The 20,837-nt window shown below is 69.0% G+C and carries 20 protein-coding genes; 13 read left to right on the forward strand and 7 right to left on the reverse strand.

All coding sequences use genetic code 11. The annotated features are described in order from the left end of the window. Positions 1-103 precede the first annotated feature (103 nt). The 6 genes from ABZ824_RS22885 (at position 104) to ABZ824_RS22910 (ending at position 6,984) form a co-directional block, all read left to right on the forward strand. Positions 104-886: a cell division protein SepF gene (locus ABZ824_RS22885; RefSeq protein WP_356965202.1), complete on the forward strand. Its 783-nt coding sequence runs from the start codon at positions 104-106 to the stop codon at positions 884-886. Positions 887-975: 89 nt separating this feature from the next. Further along, positions 976-1,278 carry a YggT family protein gene (locus tag ABZ824_RS22890; protein ID WP_039797136.1) on the forward strand — a complete coding sequence of 101 codons (303 nt, stop codon included), beginning with the start codon at positions 976-978 and terminating at the stop codon, positions 1,276-1,278. A 69-nt stretch (positions 1,279-1,347) separates the two neighbouring features. Further along, on the forward strand, positions 1,348-2,205 hold the full coding sequence (locus ABZ824_RS22895) for a DivIVA domain-containing protein (RefSeq protein ID WP_356965204.1): 858 nt from the start codon (positions 1,348-1,350) through the stop codon (positions 2,203-2,205). A gap of 78 nt (positions 2,206-2,283) precedes the next feature. Continuing rightward, entirely contained in the window at positions 2,284-2,484 is a 201-nt protein-coding gene (locus tag ABZ824_RS22900; RefSeq protein WP_355079659.1) for a hypothetical protein, read from the forward strand. Positions 2,485-2,754: 270 nt separating this feature from the next. After that, positions 2,755-5,889, forward strand: coding sequence for an isoleucine--tRNA ligase (gene ileS, locus ABZ824_RS22905; RefSeq protein WP_355079661.1), 3,135 nt, complete (start codon positions 2,755-2,757; stop codon positions 5,887-5,889). Positions 5,890-6,438: 549 nt separating this feature from the next. Beyond that, positions 6,439-6,984 carry an NlpC/P60 family protein gene (locus ABZ824_RS22910; RefSeq protein ID WP_355079663.1) on the forward strand — a complete coding sequence of 182 codons (546 nt, stop codon included), beginning with the start codon at positions 6,439-6,441 and terminating at the stop codon, positions 6,982-6,984. Positions 6,985-7,211: 227 nt separating this feature from the next. Here the strand turns inward: ABZ824_RS22910 and ABZ824_RS22915 are convergent, their stop codons facing one another. Beyond that, positions 7,212-8,099 (reverse strand): UTP--glucose-1-phosphate uridylyltransferase, encoded by an 888-nt coding sequence (locus tag ABZ824_RS22915; protein ID WP_355079665.1) that lies wholly within the window; start codon positions 8,097-8,099, stop codon positions 7,212-7,214. Positions 8,100-8,451: 352 nt separating this feature from the next. Between ABZ824_RS22915 and ABZ824_RS22920 the strand changes: the two genes are divergently transcribed. Continuing rightward, positions 8,452-9,828 (forward strand): DNA polymerase IV, encoded by a 1,377-nt coding sequence (locus ABZ824_RS22920; protein ID WP_356965247.1) that lies wholly within the window; start codon positions 8,452-8,454, stop codon positions 9,826-9,828. A gap of 194 nt (positions 9,829-10,022) precedes the next feature. Next, positions 10,023-10,523, forward strand: coding sequence for a hypothetical protein (locus ABZ824_RS22925; RefSeq protein WP_355079667.1), 501 nt, complete (start codon positions 10,023-10,025; stop codon positions 10,521-10,523). 88 nt (positions 10,524-10,611) lie between these two features. Here ABZ824_RS22925 and ABZ824_RS22930 read toward each other — a convergent pair whose 3' ends face one another. Continuing rightward, on the reverse strand, positions 10,612-11,118 hold the full coding sequence (locus ABZ824_RS22930) for a PaaI family thioesterase (RefSeq protein ID WP_356965207.1): 507 nt from the start codon (positions 11,116-11,118) through the stop codon (positions 10,612-10,614). Positions 11,119-11,216: 98 nt separating this feature from the next. Continuing rightward, positions 11,217-12,158 (reverse strand): EamA family transporter RarD, encoded by a 942-nt coding sequence (gene rarD, locus ABZ824_RS22935; protein ID WP_356965209.1) that lies wholly within the window; start codon positions 12,156-12,158, stop codon positions 11,217-11,219. Between the two features lie 35 nt (positions 12,159-12,193). On the opposite strand from rarD, the gene ABZ824_RS22940 reads away from it, so the two are divergent. Together ABZ824_RS22940 and ABZ824_RS22945 are read left to right on the forward strand one after the other, a co-directional pair. Beyond that, positions 12,194-14,617, forward strand: a complete 2,424-nt coding sequence (locus tag ABZ824_RS22940; protein WP_355079673.1) for an HAD-IC family P-type ATPase — start codon at positions 12,194-12,196, stop codon at positions 14,615-14,617. Between the two features lie 81 nt (positions 14,618-14,698). Next, positions 14,699-15,517, forward strand: coding sequence for a PhzF family phenazine biosynthesis protein (locus ABZ824_RS22945; RefSeq protein WP_355079675.1), 819 nt, complete (start codon positions 14,699-14,701; stop codon positions 15,515-15,517). Between the two features lie 10 nt (positions 15,518-15,527). Here ABZ824_RS22945 and ABZ824_RS22950 read toward each other — a convergent pair whose 3' ends face one another. From ABZ824_RS22950 to lspA, 3 genes are read right to left on the reverse strand one after another with little or no spacing between them, the layout of a single operon-like run. Beyond that, positions 15,528-16,193, reverse strand: coding sequence for a hypothetical protein (locus tag ABZ824_RS22950; protein ID WP_356965211.1), 666 nt, complete (start codon positions 16,191-16,193; stop codon positions 15,528-15,530). Further along, entirely contained in the window at positions 16,186-17,112 is a 927-nt protein-coding gene (locus tag ABZ824_RS22955; protein WP_355079679.1) for an RluA family pseudouridine synthase, read from the reverse strand. The genes ABZ824_RS22950 and ABZ824_RS22955 overlap by 8 nt, the downstream gene beginning before the upstream one ends. Next, positions 17,109-17,702 carry a signal peptidase II gene (lspA, locus tag ABZ824_RS22960; RefSeq protein ID WP_356965249.1) on the reverse strand — a complete coding sequence of 198 codons (594 nt, stop codon included), beginning with the start codon at positions 17,700-17,702 and terminating at the stop codon, positions 17,109-17,111. Before lspA ends, ABZ824_RS22955 begins: the two co-directional genes overlap by 4 nt. 138 nt (positions 17,703-17,840) lie before the next feature. Between lspA and ABZ824_RS22965 the strand changes: the two genes are divergently transcribed. The 3 genes from ABZ824_RS22965 to ABZ824_RS22975 all read left to right on the forward strand — a co-directional run bounded on the left by ABZ824_RS22965 (position 17,841) and on the right by ABZ824_RS22975 (position 20,073). Then, positions 17,841-18,806: a hypothetical protein gene (locus ABZ824_RS22965; RefSeq protein ID WP_356965213.1), complete on the forward strand. Its 966-nt coding sequence runs from the start codon at positions 17,841-17,843 to the stop codon at positions 18,804-18,806. After that, the gene (locus tag ABZ824_RS22970) at positions 18,803-19,522 is read left to right on the forward strand and encodes a hypothetical protein (protein WP_356965215.1); all 720 of its coding nucleotides are present in this window, start codon (positions 18,803-18,805) and stop codon (positions 19,520-19,522) included. The genes ABZ824_RS22965 and ABZ824_RS22970 overlap by 4 nt, the downstream gene beginning before the upstream one ends. Before the next feature lie 83 nt (positions 19,523-19,605). Beyond that, positions 19,606-20,073 (forward strand): VOC family protein, encoded by a 468-nt coding sequence (locus ABZ824_RS22975; RefSeq protein WP_356965217.1) that lies wholly within the window; start codon positions 19,606-19,608, stop codon positions 20,071-20,073. A 15-nt stretch (positions 20,074-20,088) separates the two neighbouring features. Here the strand turns inward: ABZ824_RS22975 and ABZ824_RS22980 are convergent, their stop codons facing one another. Then, positions 20,089-20,541: a Rieske (2Fe-2S) protein gene (locus tag ABZ824_RS22980; RefSeq protein ID WP_356965251.1), complete on the reverse strand. Its 453-nt coding sequence runs from the start codon at positions 20,539-20,541 to the stop codon at positions 20,089-20,091. Positions 20,542-20,837: the final 296 nt, after the last annotated feature.

The raw sequence follows: 20,837 nt of genomic DNA on the forward strand, positions 1-20,837 counted from the left end.
AAGAAACCTCATCAGTCACATTCGACACATATGCTGGGATCTGACGAGGGCTGAGCAAGACTTCAACACCCGGCCGCCACCGGGGCCGAAGGAAGGTCGACCAATGAGCACGCTGCACAAGTTCAAGGCGTACTTCGGCATGGTTCCGCTCGAGGATTACGAAGACGACTACGTCGACGATCGCGCTCCCCGAGGGGTGGACGAGCGCGGCGCTCGCCGGCCCCGGCCCCGTGACTACTCCGACCGCGACGGCTACGTCGATCGCTACGCCGACGATCGGTACGGCGCAAGCCGTTTCGACGACGTCGACTATCCCGAGCCCGCGTACAAGTCGCCCTACAAGGCGGGTTACTCGGTGTCGCGACGCGACGACTACGTCGACGAGCCCTACGGCGACGACCGCTACGACGCGCCCCGGCGTCCGACCCGGATCGACTCCGCGCCGTCGGGCCGGTTCCGCGCGGGCGGGAGCCCGCCTCCGCTGCGCGGTACGACCCGTGGCGCGCTCGCCGTCGATCCCGACGCCGAGGAGCGCAGGCTGGAGGAGCGCGTGCGTCCCGAGCCCGCCCCGGTGCGGCGGCCCGGGATCTTCGAGGACGGAGGCCCCTTGTCCAAGATCACGACGCTGCGCCCGCGCGATTACAGCGAGGCTCGGATCATCGGCGAACGCTTTCGCGAGGGCAATCCGGTGATCATGGACCTGGTGGATCTGAGCAACGCCGACGCCAAGCGGTTGGTCGACTTCGCCGCGGGCCTGGCCTTCGCGCTGCGCGGATCGTTCGACAAGGTGGCGACAAAAGTGTTCCTGCTCTCACCGGCCGATGTCGACGTATCAGCGGAAGAACGCAGACGCATCGCGGAAACCGGCTTCTACAACCAGAAATAAGCTCGTGATCTGGGGGGTGGAGCAGACCGGTCGCAGGTTGTGCGGCGCGGTCATTTTGCGCGAAGCGATTTTTACGGCAGAGTGAACTCGTGGCCTTGTTCGCGGTGCTGTACTTCGTACTGTTCATCTTCTGGCTGTTGCTGATCAGCCGGGTGATCGTCGAGTTCATCCGTAGCTTTGCCCGAGACTGGCGTCCTACCGGTGTCGTGGTCGTCGTCCTGGAGGTGATCTTCACGATCACCGATCCTCCGGTGAAACTGCTCAGGCGCTTGATACCTCCGGTGTCACTGGGCGGAATTCGCCTGGATCTGTCGATAATGGTCCTGCTTTTCATCGTCTTCATCCTGATGTCGATCGTGGGCAGGCTCGGGCAGCCGGTAGCTCCGGTGTGACAGAATGGGCCGTGAAGACAGCTTGCTAGATCTGCTAGATCTCCAAAAGACGCGTGAAGGGATCCTTCCATGCCGCTGACCCCAGCCGATGTGCACAACGTCGCGTTCAGCAAACCGCCGATCGGGAAGCGCGGCTACAACGAGGATGAAGTCGACGCGTTCCTGGATCTGGTGGAGCAGGAGCTCTCGCGTCTGATCGAGGAGAACGCCGATCTGCGCCAGCGGGTCGCCGAACTCGACGCGGAATTGGCCGACGCGAAGAAGAACCGCGGCCCGGCCGGAGTGAACAGTCCGAAACCGCCGATTCCGCAGGCCCCGCCGCCGCAGCCGGAACCGATCAAGCCCCCGGTTCCCGTCGCCCCGCCCGCTCCGATGGCCGCCGCGCCGGTGGCCAAGGACGCGCCGGGCGCGGACGCGAACCTGCAGGCCGCCAAGGTGCTCAGCCTCGCCCAGGAGATGGCGGATCGGCTGACCAGCGACGCCAAGAGCGAGGCGGAGAGCTTGCTGTCGAATGCCAGGGCGAATTCCGAGCGACTGGTCGGAGACGCCAGGACGCGGTCGGAGGCCATGATCGCCGACGCCCGTCAGAAGTCGGATGCGATGCTGACCGACGCGCAGAGTCGTTCGGACAGCCAGCTGCGCCAGGCGAAGGAGAAGGCCGACGCGCTGCAGGCGGACGCCGAGCGCAAGCACACCGAGATCATGGCGACCATCACCCAGCAGCGCAGTGTGCTGGAGAGCCGGATCGAGCAGCTCAAGACGTTCGAGCGGGAGTACCGGGTGCGGTTGAAGTCCTACCTGGAGTCGCAGCTGGAGGAGCTGGAGAACCGTGGCTCGGCCGTTCCGGTCGACGGCGGCGAAGCCTTCGCGGATGCCAACACGGCGAACAACCTCGCGCCGGCGTCCTTCGCCAAGGGCGGCAAGTAGCGCACCGCGCCCCAGCACAGCAGTTCGCATACCGTTTAGAGGAACTGTCGAGCCGCCCGGCATGCCTTGGGGGTCACCATGCTCGTCTTGACACTCGTCCTTGCCGCGATCGGCTTCGCCCTGCTCGTGGCCGCGCTCACCACCGGATCGGTGATCTGGGCGTGGGGCTGCATCGTGGTGTGCGTCATCGGCGCGATGCTCTTGTTGGTGAGTGCTTTGTCCATGCGGAGTCCGGATAGTGATTCCCCGCCGCCTCCTGGTCGTCATGCCAAACGCTGACCTGCCTCACAAAGTGAGTTGACCGCTCGGGCTAGAATCAAACATGAATACGGCGTCGATCCGGCCATCACCGGGGAGCCTTCGGAAGAACGGCGGCACGGCCTGCGGGCCGGGCGCTCAGTAGAACCGAACGGGTGAGCCCGTCACAGCTCGCGAATGAGAGGTCCGGTGTCGCCACGCCGGACAAGCGGGGTGGTACCGCGGTTTCGGCGCACCGGGCGCCGTCATCGTCCCCGTGCCAACGACTCGGCACGAGGAGACGTATCCGCAATGGCGGACCAGACTTCCAGCAACAGCGCGTACCCGCGCGTCGACCTGAGCGTCGGCAGCGGGGCGTCGTTCCCCGAGATGGAGCGCCGCGTGCTCGACGCGTGGGCGGCCGCCGACACCTTCCGCGCGAGCATCGAAAACCGTTCCGGCGCAGCCGAATTCGTCTTCTACGACGGGCCGCCCTTTGCCAACGGTCTGCCGCATTACGGACATTTGCTCACCGGATACGTCAAAGACCTCGTCCCGCGTTTCCAGACGATGCGCGGCAAGCGGGTCGACCGGCGATTCGGCTGGGACTGTCACGGATTGCCCGCGGAAATCGAAGCCGAAAAGCAGCTCGGTATCACGGACAAATCACAGATCGACGCGATGGGGCTCGCGGAATTCAACGCGGCCTGCAAAACATCGGTGCTGCGCTACACCGGGGAATGGCGCGACTACGTGACGCGCCAGGCTCGCTGGGTCGACTTCGACAACGACTACAAGACGCTGGACACCGACTTCATGGAGTCGGTGATGTGGGCGTTCAAATCGCTGTACGACAAAGGGCTGATCTATCAGGGCTTCCGGGTGCTGCCCTACAGCTGGTACGAGCAGACGCCGTTGTCGAATCAGGAAACCCGCCTCGACGACGCCTACAAGATGCGCCAGGACCCGGCGGTCACCGTCGACATGGCGTTGCGCGTGCCCGCGGAGCATCCGCTGCACGAACTCGACGGCGCCAACGCGCTGATCTGGACCACGACGCCGTGGACGCTGCCGTCCAACTTGGCGATAGCGGTGCATCCCGACGTTCGCTACGTGCACCTGCGCGCGGCCGACGGCAAACGCTATGTGCTCGCGGCCGAACGGGTTTCGCACTACGCGCGGGAGTTCGGCGCGGAGCCGGAGGTGCTCGCCGAGTTCGATGGCGCCGCGCTGGCGGATTTGTCCTACGCGCCGCCGTTCGACTTCTTCCTCGGCCATCCCCACGCCCACCGCGTGCTCACCGCCGACTACGTGACCACCGACTCCGGCACCGGCATAGTGCATCTGGCACCCGCCTTCGGTGAGGAGGACATGGACGTCGCCTCCGCGCACGGCATCGAGCTGGTGCAGCCGCTGGACCCGGGCGGCAGGTTCACCTCGATGGTTCCGCCGTACGAGGGCCTGATGGTGTTCGACGCGAATCCGGTGATCATCAAGGACCTCAAGGCCGCGGGAAAGCTGTTGCGGCACGAGACGATCGAGCACTCCTACCCGCACAGCTGGCGCTCCGGGCAGCCGCTGATCTACATGGCCGTGCCGTCCTGGTTCGTGGCGGTCACCAAATTCCGCGACCGCATGGTGGAGCTGAACAAACAGATCACCTGGGTGCCCGAGCACATCCGCGACGGCCAGTTCGGCAAGTGGCTGGAAGGCGCGCGCGACTGGAACATCAGCCGCAATCGATACTGGGGCAGCCCGATCCCCGTGTGGGTGTCCGACGATCCGGCCTACCCGCGCGTCGACGTGTACGGCTCGCTGGACGAGCTGGAGCGCGACTTCGGGGTGCGCCCGGCCGATCTGCACCGCCCGATGATCGACGAGCTCACCCGGCCGAATCCCGATGACCCGACGGGCCGCTCGACCATGCGCCGGGTGCCGGAGGTGCTGGACTGCTGGTTCGAGTCCGGCTCGATGCCATATGCCCAGGTGCACTATCCGTTCGAGAACAAAGAGTGGTTCGACAGCCACTTCCCGGGCGATTTCATCGTCGAGTACAACGGCCAGACCCGCGGCTGGTTCTACACGCTGCACGTGCTGGCGACGGCTCTGTTCGACAGCCCGGCGTTCAAGACCGTCGCGGCGCACGGCATCGTGCTCGGCGACGACGGCCTGAAGATGAGCAAGTCCAAGGGCAATTACCCGGACGTCAACGAGGTGTTCGACCGGGACGGCTCGGACGCGATGCGCTGGTTCCTGATGAGTTCGCCGATCCTGCGCGGCGGCAATCTCATCGTCACCGAGCGCGGCATCCGCGAGGGCGTGAGTCACGCGCTGCGACCGCTGTGGAACGCGTGGACGTTCCTGCAGCTGTACGCGTCGAAGCCCGGTGTGTGGCGCACGGATTCGCCGCACGTGCTGGATCGATACATCCTGGCGAAGCTGGCGCGCACCAGGGACGTGATCACCGAGGCGCTGGAGACCTACGACATCGCGGGCGCCTGCGATGAGCTGCGCTCGTTCGCCGACGCGCTGACCAACTGGTACGTGCGGCGCTCCCGCTCGCGGTTCTGGAGCGAGGACCGCGACGCGGTGGACACCCTGCACACGGTGCTCGAGGTGGTCACCCGGCTGGCCGCCCCGCTGCTGCCGCTGATCACCGAGGTGATCTGGCGCGGGTTGACCGGCGGTGACTCGGTGCACCTGGCCGACTGGCCGAAGGAGGGCGAGCTGCCGGACGATCCGGAGCTGGTCGCCGCCATGGACGAGGTGCGCCTGGTGTGCTCGACGGTGCTGAGCCTGCGCAAGGCGCAGAACCTGCGGGTGCGGCTGCCGCTGGCCGAGGTCACCATCGCCGCGGCCGACGCCGAGCGGCTGGCGCCGTTCGCCGACATCGTCGCCGACGAGGTCAACGTCAAGAAGGTCGACCTGACCACCGACGTCGACGCGCACGGCCGGTTCGAGCTGGTGGTCAACGCCCGCGCGGCGGGGCCGCGGCTGGGCAAGGACGTGCAGGCGGTGATCAAGGCGGTGAAGGCCGGTGACTGGGCCGAGGACGCCGACGGCACGGTCCGGGCGGCCGGCATCGCCCTGCTGCCGGAGGAGTACACCCAGCGTCTCGTCGCGGCCGAGCCCGAGTCGACCGCGGCGCTGCCCGGGAACGCGGGTCTCGTGGTGCTGAATTCGGTGGTCACCGAGGAGCTGGAGGCCGAGGGCTGGGCGCGGGACCTGATCCGCGACCTTCAGGAGACCAGGAAGTCCGCCGGGCTGGACGTCTCCGACCGCATCACCGTGGTCCTGGACGTTCCGGCGGACCGGGCCGCGTGGGCCGAGACGCACCGTGACCTGATCGCGGGGGAGATCCTCGCCACCACGCTGACCTTCGGCGACGCCGGAGCGGAGGCCGCCGATCTGGTCGGCGGAGTGCGGGCGCAGATCGCCAAGGCCTGAGCGCCGGGTTTCGAGCCGGGGCGGGACCGAAAGGTCCCGCCCCGGTTGCTGTTCGAGCGGTCTTGGTTGCCGTTTGTTCCGAGCCGATCGGTGGCAGCGATCCGAGCCTGCCGGAATCGGTCCGCTCGATGTTCTCGGCGGGGCCGGACAGGTCTGGGCGCGGTCTGTTCGGTCGCCGATGCCCCGGGGCGCTCACCTGGCGGCCGCGTACCGCACGCGACCGGCCGGCAACACGATGGCAGGGTTTCCGATCTCAAACCTGACATTCACGGCGCAGTCTAGTGATTTAGATCACATGCTGAGAATTTGCTGATTCCCGACAATTCGCCGATATCCCGGGCACAATCTGCGGTGTCGCTGCTGTTACCCAGGTGATCTCCGGGGCGGCAGTTTCTCTTTTCAGTGTGTCCTACTTGGAATTTGGCCGTGCTGGGAATGTGACCGGCGCGGGTGGCCGCGGCTCCGCATCGGAGGCCGCTGCTGATGCCATGTATTAGCCAGGCTGCCGATCGGCGGCCAGTCAACCGCGCCCATGGAAGGGGCGAGCACGTGCCGAGAAAATCGTTGCACCGCATCGCACTCGGATTCCTGCTCTCGATCATCACGATCCTCCTGTTCGCCGGACCCGCCTGGGCCGACACCGGCAGCGCCTCCGGCAGCGGGCCGGGCAGCGCGTCGTTCGGCTCGGCGGGTAGCGGCAGTTCCTCGTCCGGCAGCGCCAGCGGCTCGGCCGACCTGCCGATACCCAGTGTGTTCGGCGTCGGCGCGCTGGCCGCGGCGACGACGCAGATCGGCAAGCCGTACGAATGGGGTGGGACCGGCCCCGACAGCTGGGACTGCTCGGGCCTCGTGCAGTGGGCGTACCGTCAGGTCGGCGTGAGTCTTCCGCGGACCACTTGGCAGCAGGCGAAGGTGGGCGCGCCCGTCCCGCGGGGCTCGCTGTCGCTCGGCGACGTGATCGTGCTGAACAGCGATGGCTCGCACGTCGGTATCTATGCCGGAAACGGCCGGGTGCTCAACGCGTACGGTCAGGGCGTGCCGGTCGGCTTCACTCCGCTGGACGAATTCGACATCTACGCCATCCGTCGCTTCTGAGCGCGGCTACTCCGGCGCTGAAACGGCCCCGACCCGCGAATTCGGGTCGGGGCCGTGGCGAATCGGCCGCGGGCGTCACATGCACCCCAGCCCGCCGGTAGGAACCGAATGGGCGGCGTGGACCGGGACCGGTGCGCCGACACCGGAAGCCGCCCTCGTCACCCTCCGGTGTCAGGCGCGCCGCCGCATTCCGGTGTGCGGGAGCCGCGATACGGCCCGGACGTGCGCTAGTCGCCGAGCCCGTCGGCGAGGGTGCGCAGCAGCGGTCCGTACTGCTGATGGGCCAGCGCCGAGGCGAATTGCGCCACCAAATAGTCGGCCGGGTTGCCGGTGTCGTACCACCGGCCGCGGATCACCTGGCCGAAGACCGGACTGTTCGCCGCGTGCACGTTGATCGCGTCGGTGAGGTACACCTCGCCGGTGCGGTGTTCGTACCACTCTTCGGTCTGCCTGCGCAGCTCGTCGATGATGCCGGGGGTGACGACGTAGCCGCCGATCGCGGCGAAGGACGACGGCGCGTCCTTCGGCTTCGGCTTCTCGCGCAGGCCGGTGATGCGCAGCAGGCCGTTGCCGTGGTCGTCGGCGACCACCGGCACGCCGTAGCGCTGCGACTCGGCGGGATCCATCGGCATCAGCGCGAGGACGGGGGCTCCGGTGGCCTCGTAGGCGTCGATGAGCTGCTGAGCTCGGGGCACCTCGGCGACGAACACGTCGTCCGGCCACAGCACCAGCATGGGCTCGTCGCCGAGGTTGCGGGCGGCGTTGAGCACCGGGGTGCCGTTGCCGTACGGCCCGTGCTGGTCGAGGTAGGTGATGTGGCCGAGCCGGGACAGCTCGCCGACCTCCTCGACGGCATCGGCGAACGCGGTCTTGCCGTCCGCGCGCAGCTGGGCGACCAGCGCGGGATTGGGTCGGAAATGGTCCTGGATCAGTGATTTTCCGCTGCTGACCACGATGGTGATGTCGGTGATGCCCGAAGCGACCAGCTCGCGGACCGTGTGCTCGATCACCGGCTTGTCGCCGACCGGCAGCATCTCCTTGGGGATGGCCTTGGTCAGCGGAAGCAGCCGGGAGCCGATACCGGCGGCCGGGATGACGGCCTTGCGGATATTCATGGGTCCGATCATCACATATCGGACCGTGGGTCAGGCCCCGTCCCCACGGCACGTCGGCGGTTATTTCGAGACCGCCCGGTACTTGTTCCGGCCCGGAAAAGCGCAGATCAAAGCCGTCGCGACCGGGCCGGACGGTCCTCGGGGCGCGAGACGGAGGCGGCCCCGATACCGGCAGGTAACCGGCAGCTAGCGCACAGCCACCTGACAGCGTCACCGCCTGCTCCGCACTGTCGGTGGACGGGCGTACATTGCAGCCGTGCGTACCGAGAAGCCGAGCGTCGAGCGCCCGGTCGCGCCCTCGACCGGGGTCGGGACCACCCGCGCCGAAAGCTCGGTGGGTCGGCGGGCACCGGTGCTCGCCGACGCGGACAGCGCCGCTCGTCGCTGGGTTCTGCACATCGACATGGACGCGTTCTTCGCCTCGGTCGAGCAGCTGACCCGGCCGACGCTGCGGGGCAGGCCGGTGCTGGTCGGCGGGACCGGCGGGCGCGGTGTCGTCGCCGGAGCCAGTTACGAGGCGCGCGTGTTCGGCGCCCGGTCGGCGATGCCGATGCATCAGGCGCGCCGGTTGGTCGGCGTCACGGCGGTGGTGGTGCCGCCGCGCGGCGCCGTTTACGGCGTGGTCAGCGGGCAGGTCTTCGACGCGTTGCGCAGCCGGATCCCGGTGCTGGAGACGCTGTCGTTCGACGAGGCGTTCGGCGAACCGGCCGAGCTGGCCGGCGCGACGGTCGCCCAGGTGCACGCGTTCTGCGCGGACTTGCGCGCGGTGGTGCGGGAACGGACCGGGTTGACCGCCTCGGTGGGCGCGGGCACCGGAAAGCAGCTGGCCAAGATCGCCTCCGGCTTGGCCAAACCCGATGGGATCCGGGTGATCTCGCCGGTCGAGCAGCCGCGACTGCTGGCAGGTCTGCCGGTGCGCAAGCTGTGGGGGATCGGCCCGGTCGCGGAGAGCCGGTTGCGCTCGTTGGGCATCGAGACCGTGGGCGCCTTCGCCGCGCTGCCGGAGTCGGAGGCGATGTCGATTCTCGGCGGCAGCGTCGGCGCCGCGCTGCACCGACTGGCGCGCGGCATCGATGACCGTCCGGTCGCCGAACGCACCGAGGCGAAGCAGATCAGCGCCGAGACAACCTACGAAACCGACATCGTCAGCCTCGAGCAACTGCGTCCGGCCATCGAGGACATGGCCGTCGCGGCGCACCGGCGCCTGACCGGTGACGGGCGCGCCGCGCGCACGGTGGTGCTCAAATTGAAGAAGTCGGATATGAGCATCGTCACCCGCTCCTACACCCTGCCCTACGCCACCGAGGATTTGGCCACTCTCGCCGCCGCCGCGCAGCGTTCGGCGCTCGACCCCCGGGAGCTGGGCCCGATCCGCCTCGTCGGCGTCGGCTACGGCGGCCTGTCGACCGTCCGTCAGGAATCGCTGTTCCCCGAACTGGATCGCGGCCCGGTCCCCGAGATCGCCGCGGTCGAAACGGAATCCGAACCGGTGCACGCCCCCGAGCTCGGCGATGCCGCGCACACCGCGCCGGTCCTACCGGTCGCCCTCTGGCGTCCCGGCATGGACGTATCGCATCCCGAGCACGGTCACGGCTGGGTGCAGGGCGCCGGGCTCGGCGTGGTGACCGTCCGCTTCGAAACCCGTTCCACCGGTCCGGGTCCCGCGCGCACCTTCGCCGCCGACGATGACGCCCTCACCCGTGCCGATCCGCTGGGCAGTCTGCTCTGACGGCCGGGGCCCGAGGCTCGACATCGCCGGGCCGGACGCGTACGTTCGCTGCCGACGACCATCGCCGGTCCGATGTGGATCCGGGTGCCGCCACCCGGGGCCGGTAGCCTGGGACCTCGTGCAGCGCCGCCGGTTCGGGGGCGGCTGCCATGGTGGAACACGACACGGACCTCTCGAACGCAAAGGACGAGCAGTTGAAGCTTCGTAAGACTGGACGCATCGCGATCGCCGGACTGGCCATCGTCGCCGCGCTTGGCCTGACCGCCTGTGGTGGCGACGACAAGGACAGCAAGCCCGCCGCCAAGACGTCGACCAGCGCCAAGGCGTCGGCGACCGCGAGCGCGAACCTGCCGCCGGTCCCGACCCCCGCGGAGCTGAACACCGCCCTGGCCCGTGCGCTCGACCCGTCGGTGCCCGCCTCCGAGAAGCTGGACAACGTCCAGGGCGCCGAGGCCGATCCGACGCTGCCGGACCGCCTGTCGCAGGCCGCGGCAGGCGCCGACGTGAAAATCGTGGTCACCGACGTCACCTCCTTCGGCGACAGCGTGAACGCGAAGGCCAAGTTCATCCTCAACGGCCAGGAGAACATCGTCGACGTGCCGTTCGTCGCCGACAACGGCAAGTGGAAGATCCAGAAGACCTGGGCCTGCACCATGCTGACCAACCTCGGTCAGCAGTCGGCGGCCTGCAGCTGAGTTCACCCGACGGGCCGGTCGTCGCGCTTCGCGGCGCCCGTCCCGTCGTCGCGCGAAATGCTCTGCCGCATTTTGTAGTACGCGCAGGTCAGAGCATGCGCAGAATCGCGTACATCGAGGTGGCGTGCGCGTACAGTTCGCCGTCTTCGGCGCCGATCAGGCGGGCCTCGGCGCTGGCCGTGGTGGTGCCGACGTGGATCGCGGTGCCCTCGCAGCGCAGCGTGCGCGTGTCGCTGCGCACGGCACGGTGGATGTCGATGCCGATCTTGACCGAGGTGGAGCGCGTGCCGCCGGCCAACTGCGTCAGTACCGCCGAGCCGAGGGCCGCTTCGAGCACCGTCGCCACGAAGCCGCCGTACACCCCGCCCGCCGGGTCGAGCAGCTGGTCACCCGGCTCGCCCTCGAAAACCACGGTCCCATCGCCGACCTGGGCCAGCCGGAAACCCAGCGCGCTCAGAATCGGTGCGCCCGGGAATCGTCCGTCGAGCGTTCCCTGCAAGACCTCCCGTCCGGTCATACCGAGCGGGTCGGGTGTCTTCTCAGCCGGTGGCCGCCCCGCGTCGGTGCGGGCGCGAAGGGGTCTGGGCGCGGTCATACATCGACGCTACGGAGAAGGCGAAGCCCGCAGAAGTGTCGGATCCGACACCTTCGCGACCAATTCCGACGAACTCGAATCGCCGGAAGGCGGGAAGCTCACGGTGTGGACCGTGTTTCGCTCGCGTGGGAGCCGGATTCGCTGGTGACAGGGCGCGATGTGCGCCGCGCGCGACGGGTTCGTAGCAGGGCGTCGGTGGTGAATATCACCAGCGCCGCCCAGATGAGGGCGAAACCGGCCCAACGGGAGGCGGGCATCGGCTCGTGCGCGACCGCGACGCCCCAGGCCATCTGGAGTGCGGGGGTGAGGTATTGCAGCAGGCCCATGGTGGACAACGCGACGCGCTGGGCCGCGACGGCGAACAGCAGTAGCGGAACCAGGGTGACCGGTCCGGTGGCCACCATCAGGGCGGTATGCGCGGGGCCGGAGGCGAATTCGCTGTGCCCGGCGAGCGCGAGCGCGATCGCGAACGCCAGCGCGAAGGGCGCGGCGACGACGCCCTCGGCGGCGATGCCGCGCAGCGCGTCCAGCGGGATCACCTTCTTCACCAAGCCGTAGGTGGCGAAAGAGCAGGCCAGGGCCAAGGCGATGATCGGTGGTCTGCCGTAGTCGACCGTGAGCACGGCCACCGCGGCCGCGCCGAGCCCGAGGGCGGCCCATTGGGCGCCGGTCAGCCGCTCACGAAAGAGCACCACACCGAACGCGACGGTGACCAGAGGGTTGATGAAATACCCGAGCGCGCACTCCACGACGTGGCCCGAAGTGACCCCATAGACGTACACGCCCCAGTTGAGCGCGATCGCGGCGGAGGCCACGGCCGCCAGCCGCCAGACTCGGCCATCGATGCCGCGCAGTTCGCGGATCCGGCCGCTGACGGCGAGCACCGCGAGCACGACCACCAGCGTCCAGACGATCCGCTGCGCCACCACTTCACCCGGACTGGCGAACGCCAGCAGCCCGAAGAACGCGGGGAAAAGTCCCCACAAGAAGTACGCGCTCGCTCCGAACGCTACACCGGGGATGGACCTGCTTCGCCGCACGATGACGAACGTAGTTGTCCCGTAGCCTTGCGGTCATGTCGATTACCGTGCAGGCGTCGGGCGCGACCGGGCTCACCGCGACCGAGGTCGAGCAACGTCGTCACGACGGACTGACCAACGACGTCCCGGATCGCGCGAGCCGTTCGGTTCGCGACATCGTGCGCGCGAACGTCTTCACCAGGATCAACGCCATCCTCGGCGTCCTGTTCGTGCTGGTGCTGGCCACCGGATCGATCATCGACGGCATGTTCGGCCTGCTGATCGTCGCCAACAGCGCGGTCGGCATCATCCAGGAGATCCGCGCCAAGCGCACCCTGGACCAGCTGGCCATCGTCAGCCAGGCCAAGCCGACCGTCCGCCGGGACGGCAGGGCCGTCGAGATCGCGCCGCGCGAGGTGGTGCTCGACGACGTGATCGAGCTCGGTCCCGGCGACCAGATCGTGGTGGACGGCACGGTAGAGGAGTCCGCGCAGCTCGAGGTGGACGAGTCGTTGCTCACCGGCGAGGCGGACTCGATCGAGAAGGCGGTCGGCGCCACGGTGATGTCGGGCAGCTATGTGGTGTCCGGGTCCGGCGCCTACCGCGCCACCAAGGTCGGCCGGGACGCCTACGCGGCGCGGCTGGCCGAGGAGGCGAGCAAGTTCACGCTGGTGCACTCCGAACTGCGCAGCGGTATCGACAAGATCCTGAAGTTCATCACCTACCTGCTGATTCCCGCCGGACTGCTGAGCATCTACAACCAGCTGGTCTCCAGCAAGGAGTCGTGGCGGCCCGCGCTCACCGGCATGGTGGCCGCGCTGGTGCCGATGGTGCCCGAGGGGCTGGTGCTGATGACGTCGATCGCGTTCGCGGTCGGCGTGGTGCGGCTGGGCAGGCGCCAGTGCCTGGTGCAGGAGTTGCCCGCGATCGAGGGGCTGGCCCGCGTCGACGTGGTCTGCGCGGACAAGACCGGCACGCTGACCGAGAACGGCATGCGGCTGTCGGACCTGAAGACGCTGGACACCTTCGACGACACCGAGGTACGCACCGCGCTGGCCGCGCTCGCGGCCGACGACCCGCGCCCGAACGCGAGCGTGCAGGCGATCGCCGAGGCTCTGCCGGACGGTCCCGGCTGGCAGCGCACCGCCGTCGCGCCGTTCTCCTCCGCCAAGAAGTGGAGCGGTTGCTCCTACGGCGAGCACGGCGACTGGCTGCTCGGCGCGCCGGATGTGCTGCTCGACCCGGGATCCGCGGACGCGCGGGTCGCGGAGGAACTCGGCGCATCCGGCCTGCGCGTGCTGTTGCTGGCGCGCGGCGACCGTCCGGTGGACGCCGCGGACGCCCCGGGGGGCGTGCGGCCCGCCGCCTTGGTCGTGCTGGAGCAGAAGGTCCGGCCCGATGCGCGCGACACACTCGATTACTTCGCCAGCCAGAGCGTCTCGATCAAGGTCATCTCCGGCGACAACGCGGTGTCGGTCGGCGCGGTGGCCTCCTCGCTCGATCTGCCGGGCGGTGACCACCCGATCGACGCGCGGGAGTTGCCGGAGGACGGCGACGAATTGGCCGCCGTGCTGGACGGCAACACCACCTTCGGCCGGGTACGTCCGGATCAGAAGCGCGCCATGGTGTCGGCGTTGCAGTCGCGCGGGCACACGGTGGCCATGACCGGCGACGGTGTGAACGACGTGCTCGCCTTGAAGGATTCGGACATCGGCGTGGCGATGGGCTCGGGCAGTCCGGCGACCAGGGCGGTGGCGCAGATCGTGCTGCTGGACAACAAGTTCGCCACGCTGCCGTACGTGGTCGGCGAGGGACGCCGGGTGATCGGCAACATCGAGCGGGTCTCGAATCTGTTCCTCACCAAGACCGTGTATTCCGTGCTGCTCGCCTTCCTGGTCGGCATGGCCGGCATCGGCTCGCAGATCTTCGACTACGAGCCCATCGGCTACCCGTTCCTGCCGCGCCACGTCACGATCGCGGCCTGGTTCACCATCGGCATTCCGGCGTTCATCCTTTCGCTCGCGCCCAACAACGAGCGTGCCCGCACGGGTTTCGTGGGGCGCGTCATGCGGTTGGCTATCCCGTCGGGCGTGGTGATCGGCGCGGCCACCTTCGTCTCGTACCTGATCGCCTACGCCGGGCCGCACGCCACCGAGGAGCAGAAGGTGCAGGCGGGCACCACGGCGCTCATCACATTGATCATGATCGCGGTGTGGGTGCTCGCCATCGTCGCGCGGCCGTACGTGTGGTGGAAGGTGATGCTGATCGCGGTGTCGGTGGCGGCGTACGTGTTCCTGTTCACCGTTCCGTTCACCCGCGAGTTCTTCAAACTCGACCCCTCCAACCTCGCGCTCACCGGTGCGGCGGTGGTCTGTGGCGTGGTCGGGATCGTGCTCGTCGAGGCGGCCTGGTGGGTGAGCGCGGCGTTGCGCGGCGAGAAGCCGCAACTGCTGCCCAGCTCGCCCGGCGGAGCCGACTGACAGACTGGACGCCTGACTCGCCGCGCCACGAGAAGCCTTGTGCGAAGCGGCCATTCAGACTTGGAGTACCTTCTGGAGATTATGGAGGTACTGCTGCACCAGATCGACGCGTTCGCCGACGCACCGTTCTCGGGCAACCCGGCCGCGGTGATGCCGCTCCCGTCGTGGCTGCCGGATGCGTTGCTGCAACAGCTGGCCGAGGAGAACAACCTCGCCGAGACCGCGTTCTATACCTCACGGTTACCTCCAGAGGCGGGCGTGCCGCCGGGCGAGTGGCCCGCCTTCCACCTCCGGTGGTTCACCCCGAGGGTGGAGGTCGCGCTCTGCGGGCACGCCACTCTCGCCAGCGCCGCGCAGATCCTGGCCGACATGCACCCCGGTGAGGACCGGGTGAGCTTCTACACGCGCAGCGGCTGGCTGCACGTCGACCGCACCGACGACGACGAGTTCGTCCTCGACCTGCCTGCCGTGCCGAGCATTCCGGTGCAGCCCGATCCGGCGCTCGTCGCGGCGCTCGGGGTGCGTCCGGTGGGCGCGTATTCCGGCACCGACGAGGTGATCGTCGTGGCGACCGAACAGGAGGTGCGCGATGCCGCGCCCGTGCTGGCGGCGTTCCCCGCGCTGCCGCGCGCCGCGATCGTCACCGCGCCCGGCGATTCGGTCGACTTCGTCTCCCGGGTCTTCGCCCCGGCCGTGGGCGTCCCGGAGGACCCGGTGACCGGCTCCGCGCACGCGCAACTGGTTCCGCTGTGGAGCGAGCGGCTCGGCCGCACCGAACTGCACGCCAGGCAGCTGTCCCGCCGCGGCGGAAGCTTGCGCTGCGAACTGACCGGCGACCGCGTGCTGTTGTTCGGACGGTGCCGCCGCTACCTCGACGGCGTCGTCACTCTGCCGGACTAGCTCCGGCCGCTCACGGCTCCGGAACCGGTCCGTCGTCGGGGCCGGGCGCGACGACGTCGCGGTAGTCGGGCAGCAGCGGGGCCACCGCGAAGCTTCCCGCCACCGCGTCGGCGGGCAACGCCTGAACCGCGCGGACATCGTTGTGCCCGGACAGGTTTCGCAGTCGCGCCGGGGTGCCACGCACGACGAGCCCGACGACACAGCCGCAGCCGCTCCGCAGTCGTGCGGCCGAGAACGCGACCACGCGGGCGGAGCGGTCATCGACGGGGCGGGGAAGCAGCCAGGCCGCGTACGACGCCGAATCCGCCGCCGCCTGAACGCCTTCCGGTACCGGCACGGCCACCAGCGGCGTCTGCACGCCGGGCGCGGGCACCCGGTAGAGCACCTGCGCGATCCGCAATCCGCCGCTGTGCTGCGGAATCTCGCCGGGCACCAAGGGTTCGGCGAACGACACCAGCGCCCAGCGCGGTTCGTCGCCGCCCGTGTCCAGCGAGTCACGAGACCGGGCGAGGTAGTCCGCGACCTGCTCACCCTGGTCGGGTCCGAGCCGGTCGGTGGACACCGGGGCGCGGTACGGCGGTTGCAGCGCGCCGAGCGCGAAGACGAGTGCGATCAGCGCGACGGCCGCCGCGCCGAGCAAGATCCCGCGCCAGGGCGGCACCCGGCGGTCAGGCATCGCGCAGGACGTCCAGCGCGTGCTTCAGGTCGTCCGGGTATTCGCTGGTGATCTCCAGGTAGCGGCCGTCGGCGGGGTGCTGGAACCCCAGCGACCGAGCGTGCAGCCACTGCCGTTGCAGCCCGAGCCGCTCGGCCAGGCGCGGGTCGGCGCCGTAGGTGAGATCACCGCAGCACGGGTGGCGGATCGCGGAGAAATGCACGCGGATCTGATGGGTGCGGCCGGTCTCCAGGTGGATGTCGAGGAGGCTGGCCGAATGGAACGCCTCGACCGTGTCGTAGTGCGTGACGCTGGGACGGCCGTCTGCGGTGACGGCGAACTTCCAGTCGTTGCCGCGGGCCCGCCCGATCGGGGCGTCGATGGTGCCGCTGCTGGGGTCCGGATGCCCCTGCACCAGGGCGTGATACCGCTTGTCGACGGTGCGCTGCTTGAACGCGCGCTTGAGCACCGTGTACGCGTGTTCGGACTGTGCGACCACCATCACGCCGGAGGTGCCGACGTCCAGGCGGTGCACGATGCCCTGCCGCTCGTGGGCGCCGGAGGTGGAGATGCGGTATCCGGCGGCGGCGAGTCCGCCGACGACGGTCGGGCCGCTCCAGCCGACGCCGGTGTGCGCGGCCACGCCGACCGGCTTGTCGACCGCGACGATGTCGTCGTCGGCATAGAGGATCTTCATGCCTTCCACCGGTTCGGCCTCGATGGTCAGCTCCCGCTTCGGCTCCGGGAAGATCACCTCCAGCCAGGCTCCCGCGGTGAGCCGGTCGGATTTGCCCGCGGCGACGCCGTCGAGCTGCACCGAACCCTCCTCGGCCAGCGTGGCCACCGCGGTGCGGGACAGGCCGAGCAGACGGGACAGGCCCGCGTCGACGCGCATGCCGTCGAGCCCGTCGGGGACGGGCATGGTCCTGGTCTCCCTCATGCCGCGCTGCCCTCGCTCGCGCCGGTCTTGCCGTGGCCCACCCGGGTGCCGTTCGGTTCGAAGCCGAACACGGTGAGCACGACCAGCAGGATCGCGCCGCACACGATGGCCGAGTCCGCGACGTTGAACACCGGCCACCAGCCGATCGCGACGAAATCCACCACGTGCCCCTGCAGCGGGCCGGGCGCGCGGAACAGCCGGTCGCCCAGATTGCCGACCGCGCCGCCGAGCACCATGCCCAGTCCGATCGCCCACCACAGCGAACGCATGGTGCGGCCGATGCGCACCACGCCGATGACGACGGCGGCGGCGACCAGGGTCAGCAACCAGGTCATGCCGGTGGCCATGGAGAACGCCGCGCCGGGATTGCGCACCAGGCTCAGGCGCGCGAAGTCGCCGATGATCGGTACCGGATCGCCCGGCGTCAGCTTCGCCACCGCGATGGTCTTGGTGAGCAGATCCAGGCCGAGCACGACCGCGGCGAGGACGAGTAGCGTACGCAGCCGCTGCGGCGGAGCCGGCTCGGTCGTCGGGTCGGCGGTGTTCGCTGGGTTTTCCTCGGGCGGCCGGTCGTCACTCACACCGACCATCATCTCTCGAGCGGAATCGAGTCCGGTGCGCGCGTCCGATTGCCCCGGCCCGCGCCCGCGGCGTTCGTGTGCCACGCCGATCGGTTCGCGGTCGAATGTCCCAGCTGACACTCAGGAATCGGTCGTACCCTGTTGCTCGTGACGGTGTTGTCTTCCCCCCGCCTGGCCCGAAGCGCGAGCCTAGCCCGGAGCGCGCGCTCGGGTGTGCTGCTCATGGTGCTCGCGCTCGGGCTCTCGGCATTCGGGGTCGGTTGCGGCGACGGCGCCGAGTCGAGCGGTGAGGCCGACGGAACGGAGCCGCTCGGCATCGGCAAGGAAGTGACCGTGCCGATTCCGGCCGCGGTGACCACGGTCGAATCGGCCGGTGCGGAGCCCCGATCGATGCTGCGGCCGGAGTATCCGGCGGGCACCGTGCAGCGGGTCACGCTGTACACCGCCCATCACATCCAGCAGCAGATCGATGGGCAGCCCAAGCCCGACTTCTCCACCCCGGCGCTGACCATTCCCATGACCGCGGAGACCACCGTGGAGGGCATCGATCTGACCCTCGGCTCGGTCACCTCGCCCGATCCCACGCTGGCCAAAGCGCTCACCAAGATCGGCGGCTCGCACGCGGGGTTCGACCTCAGCGATCTGGGCGCGATCACCGCACTGCGGCTCGAGCCGGCGCCCGACGCGTCCAACACCGCGCGCGCCGCGCTGGAGCAGGCGTTCTACCAGGCCGTCTACCGTTCGATCGCGTTTCCCGACCAGCCCGTCGGCGAGGGCGCGGTCTGGACGGTGCGCCAGGAGGTCAGCGGCGGCGTCCTGCTCGACCAGGTGACCACCGCGACGCTGAGCAAACGCGACGGTGACCGGCTCACCATCGAGCTGCACGTCACCCAGAAGCCGAAGTCGCCGGTGTGGAACCTGCCGAACAACGCGGGCACGCTGGACATCGACGACTACGTCATGCAGGGAGCGGGCACCATCACGGTGGATCTCGGCTTGCCGCTGCCGGTGGCCGGGTCGATCACCGTCGGCGGGCACCAGGCCTACCGCGATCCGCACAGCGACAGCACGCTGCAGCAGGCGATCGAGACGCAGGTGTCGTGGACCGAATGATCCGTGCGTGCGGACTGCTGGCCGCGGTCGCGCCCCTCGTCGTCGCCACCGGATGCGGCTCGGGGGACCACGCCGCACCAGGACAGCCCGAGCTTCCCGCGCTCGGACCCGTCGTGGCCGCGGCCCCGGTGACCACCGCCCCCGAGACCGATTCCGCTCGGCTGCGCGGGCTGTTGCTCGCCGACAGCGATCTGCCCGCCGGTTTCACCGCGCTCGCGCCGCCCGCCGACACCGGCGGAGGCGCTACCGGCGCCTCGCCGACGAATCCGGCCGAATGCGTGAAAGTGCTCGCGCCGCTCGGTGCGCAACGCTCCGGCGCGCTAGCGCGGGCGTCCACGCAGTACACCGGGCCGAATTTCTCCAGCATCGATATAGACGCGGCCAGTTATCCACCGGACGCGGTCGCGGCCGCTTTCTCGGAAGTGCAGGAAATCCTGCGTCGCTGCGCGCACTATGCCGGGGCCGACGGCTCCGACATTCCGATGGACTACCGCGTCGGCGGGCTCGTCCAGCCGCCCGCGGGCGATGCCTCCGCGCCCTTTCAAGTGCGCACTACCAGTGACGACCTGACCCTCCGCTCGTCCGTCGCGATCGTTCAGGTGGGAAGCACGTTGGTGCAGGTCGCGGTGACCGCGCCGGAGGCGGTGGACCCGGGTGTGCTCAGCGCGCTGACCGCGGCCCAGGTGCGCAGGCTGCAAGGCGTCGCCGGACCGTGATTTCCTGCGATCCGGCCGAATCGCGCCTGTCGCCGGAATAGGCTCGGCATGATCCGACACAACGCCTCGACCGGAGGTTCCCCATGTCTGATGTCAAACCCGTTCCCGATGGATATCCGGTGGTGTCGCCCGGGCTCGCGGTCGACGGCGCCGCGGCGGCGATCGATTTCTACAAGAACATTTTCGGTGCGACCGAGCGTATGCGGATGCCCGGTCCGGACGGCAGAATCGCGCATTGTGAGCTGATGTTCGGCAATTCCGTCGTCATGCTCGGCGATTCGGCGCCCGATATGGACTTCCTCGACCCGAAGACGGTCGGCGGCACCCCCGTCAACCTGTATGTGTACGTCGAGGACGCCGACGCCGCTTTCGTCGCCGCGCTGTCCGCGGGCGCCAGGGAACTCACGCCCATGACCGATCAGTTCTACGGCGATCGCAGTGGCGCCTTCGAGGATCCGTGGGGACATCGATGGACGGTGGCCACCCACGTGGAGGATGTGCCGCCCGACGAGATGGACCGCCGGATGGCCGAGCGGTTCGGCGGTTCCTGATCCCGGCGGATCTGCTCATTCGGCGACGACCGAATCCCCGTTGACCCGGATGCCTTTCGGGGCGAGTGGTTTGCTCGCCGGGCCGTGGACCACCGAGCCGTCCAGCGCGAACTTGCTGCCGTGGCAGGCACAGTTGATGGTGCCGCCGGACACCGTCGCGACCTTGCATCCCGCGTGCGTGCACACCGAGGAGAGCCCGACGAAGGTGCCCGCGCTGGGCTGGGTCACCACGGTGTCGCCCACGATCACGCCGCCGCCGACGGGAATGTCCGCCGTCTTGGCGAGCGCGTTCGCGGGACTGTTCGCATCGACGGGCCGGTCTGCCTGCGCTGCGGTGGCGTCATGCGGCGCGGGAGCGTCGTCGCCCTTGCCATGGGCGGTGCAGGCGGTGACCGCCGCCGCGGCGGCGACGCCCGCACCGGCGACGACCACACTGCGGCGGGTGCGGAGTTGTTCGTGGAATGTCATGTCGGTCGGATCTCCCTCGAAGGCGCGGCCGGCCTTGCGCCGTTTCCGCTTCGCCTTGTTCACGGAGAGAATGATCAGGCGGTTCAATCGACGATCCGATTCGATTCGTATGACAGAGCGGCGGACCCGGACCCCCTCATCTGTTTGTGGCCGGGTCCGCCGTTCTTTGTGGTTACCCGCGGGCGATCGATTCGAACACCTTCGGGTCGACGAGGGTGGAGGTGTCGCCGAGTTCGCGTCCTTCGGCGACGTCGCGCAGGAGTCGGCGCATGATTTTGCCGCTGCGGGTTTTGGGG

It is taken from the genome of Nocardia sp. NPDC047038, assembly GCF_040644075.1.
Taxonomy (GTDB): domain Bacteria; phylum Actinomycetota; class Actinomycetes; order Mycobacteriales; family Mycobacteriaceae; genus Nocardia; species Nocardia sichangensis.

What these genes read in the sequence shown, in the direction of transcription:
- ABZ824_RS22970 (WP_356965215.1), top strand. Translation starts at nt 18,803, where the DNA reads ATGATCCGTGCGTGCGGACTGCTGGCCGCGGTCGCGCCCCTCGTCGTC.
- ileS (WP_355079661.1), top strand. Translation starts at nt 2,755, where the DNA reads ATGGCGGACCAGACTTCCAGCAACAGCGCGTACCCGCGCGTCGACCTG.
- ABZ824_RS22945 (WP_355079675.1), top strand. Translation starts at nt 14,699, where the DNA reads ATGGAGGTACTGCTGCACCAGATCGACGCGTTCGCCGACGCACCGTTC.
- lspA (WP_356965249.1), bottom strand. Translation starts at nt 17,702, where the DNA reads ATGGTCGGTGTGAGTGACGACCGGCCGCCCGAGGAAAACCCAGCGAAC.
- ABZ824_RS22975 (WP_356965217.1), top strand. Translation starts at nt 19,606, where the DNA reads ATGTCTGATGTCAAACCCGTTCCCGATGGATATCCGGTGGTGTCGCCC.
- ABZ824_RS22950 (WP_356965211.1), bottom strand. Translation starts at nt 16,193, where the DNA reads ATGCCTGACCGCCGGGTGCCGCCCTGGCGCGGGATCTTGCTCGGCGCG.
- ABZ824_RS22980 (WP_356965251.1), bottom strand. Translation starts at nt 20,541, where the DNA reads ATGACATTCCACGAACAACTCCGCACCCGCCGCAGTGTGGTCGTCGCC.
- ABZ824_RS22900 (WP_355079659.1), top strand. Translation starts at nt 2,284, where the DNA reads ATGCTCGTCTTGACACTCGTCCTTGCCGCGATCGGCTTCGCCCTGCTC.
- ABZ824_RS22955 (WP_355079679.1), bottom strand. Translation starts at nt 17,112, where the DNA reads ATGAGGGAGACCAGGACCATGCCCGTCCCCGACGGGCTCGACGGCATG.
- ABZ824_RS22915 (WP_355079665.1), bottom strand. Translation starts at nt 8,099, where the DNA reads ATGAATATCCGCAAGGCCGTCATCCCGGCCGCCGGTATCGGCTCCCGG.
- ABZ824_RS22885 (WP_356965202.1), top strand. Translation starts at nt 104, where the DNA reads ATGAGCACGCTGCACAAGTTCAAGGCGTACTTCGGCATGGTTCCGCTC.
- ABZ824_RS22940 (WP_355079673.1), top strand. Translation starts at nt 12,194, where the DNA reads ATGTCGATTACCGTGCAGGCGTCGGGCGCGACCGGGCTCACCGCGACC.
- ABZ824_RS22895 (WP_356965204.1), top strand. Translation starts at nt 1,348, where the DNA reads ATGCCGCTGACCCCAGCCGATGTGCACAACGTCGCGTTCAGCAAACCG.
- ABZ824_RS22930 (WP_356965207.1), bottom strand. Translation starts at nt 11,118, where the DNA reads ATGACCGCGCCCAGACCCCTTCGCGCCCGCACCGACGCGGGGCGGCCA.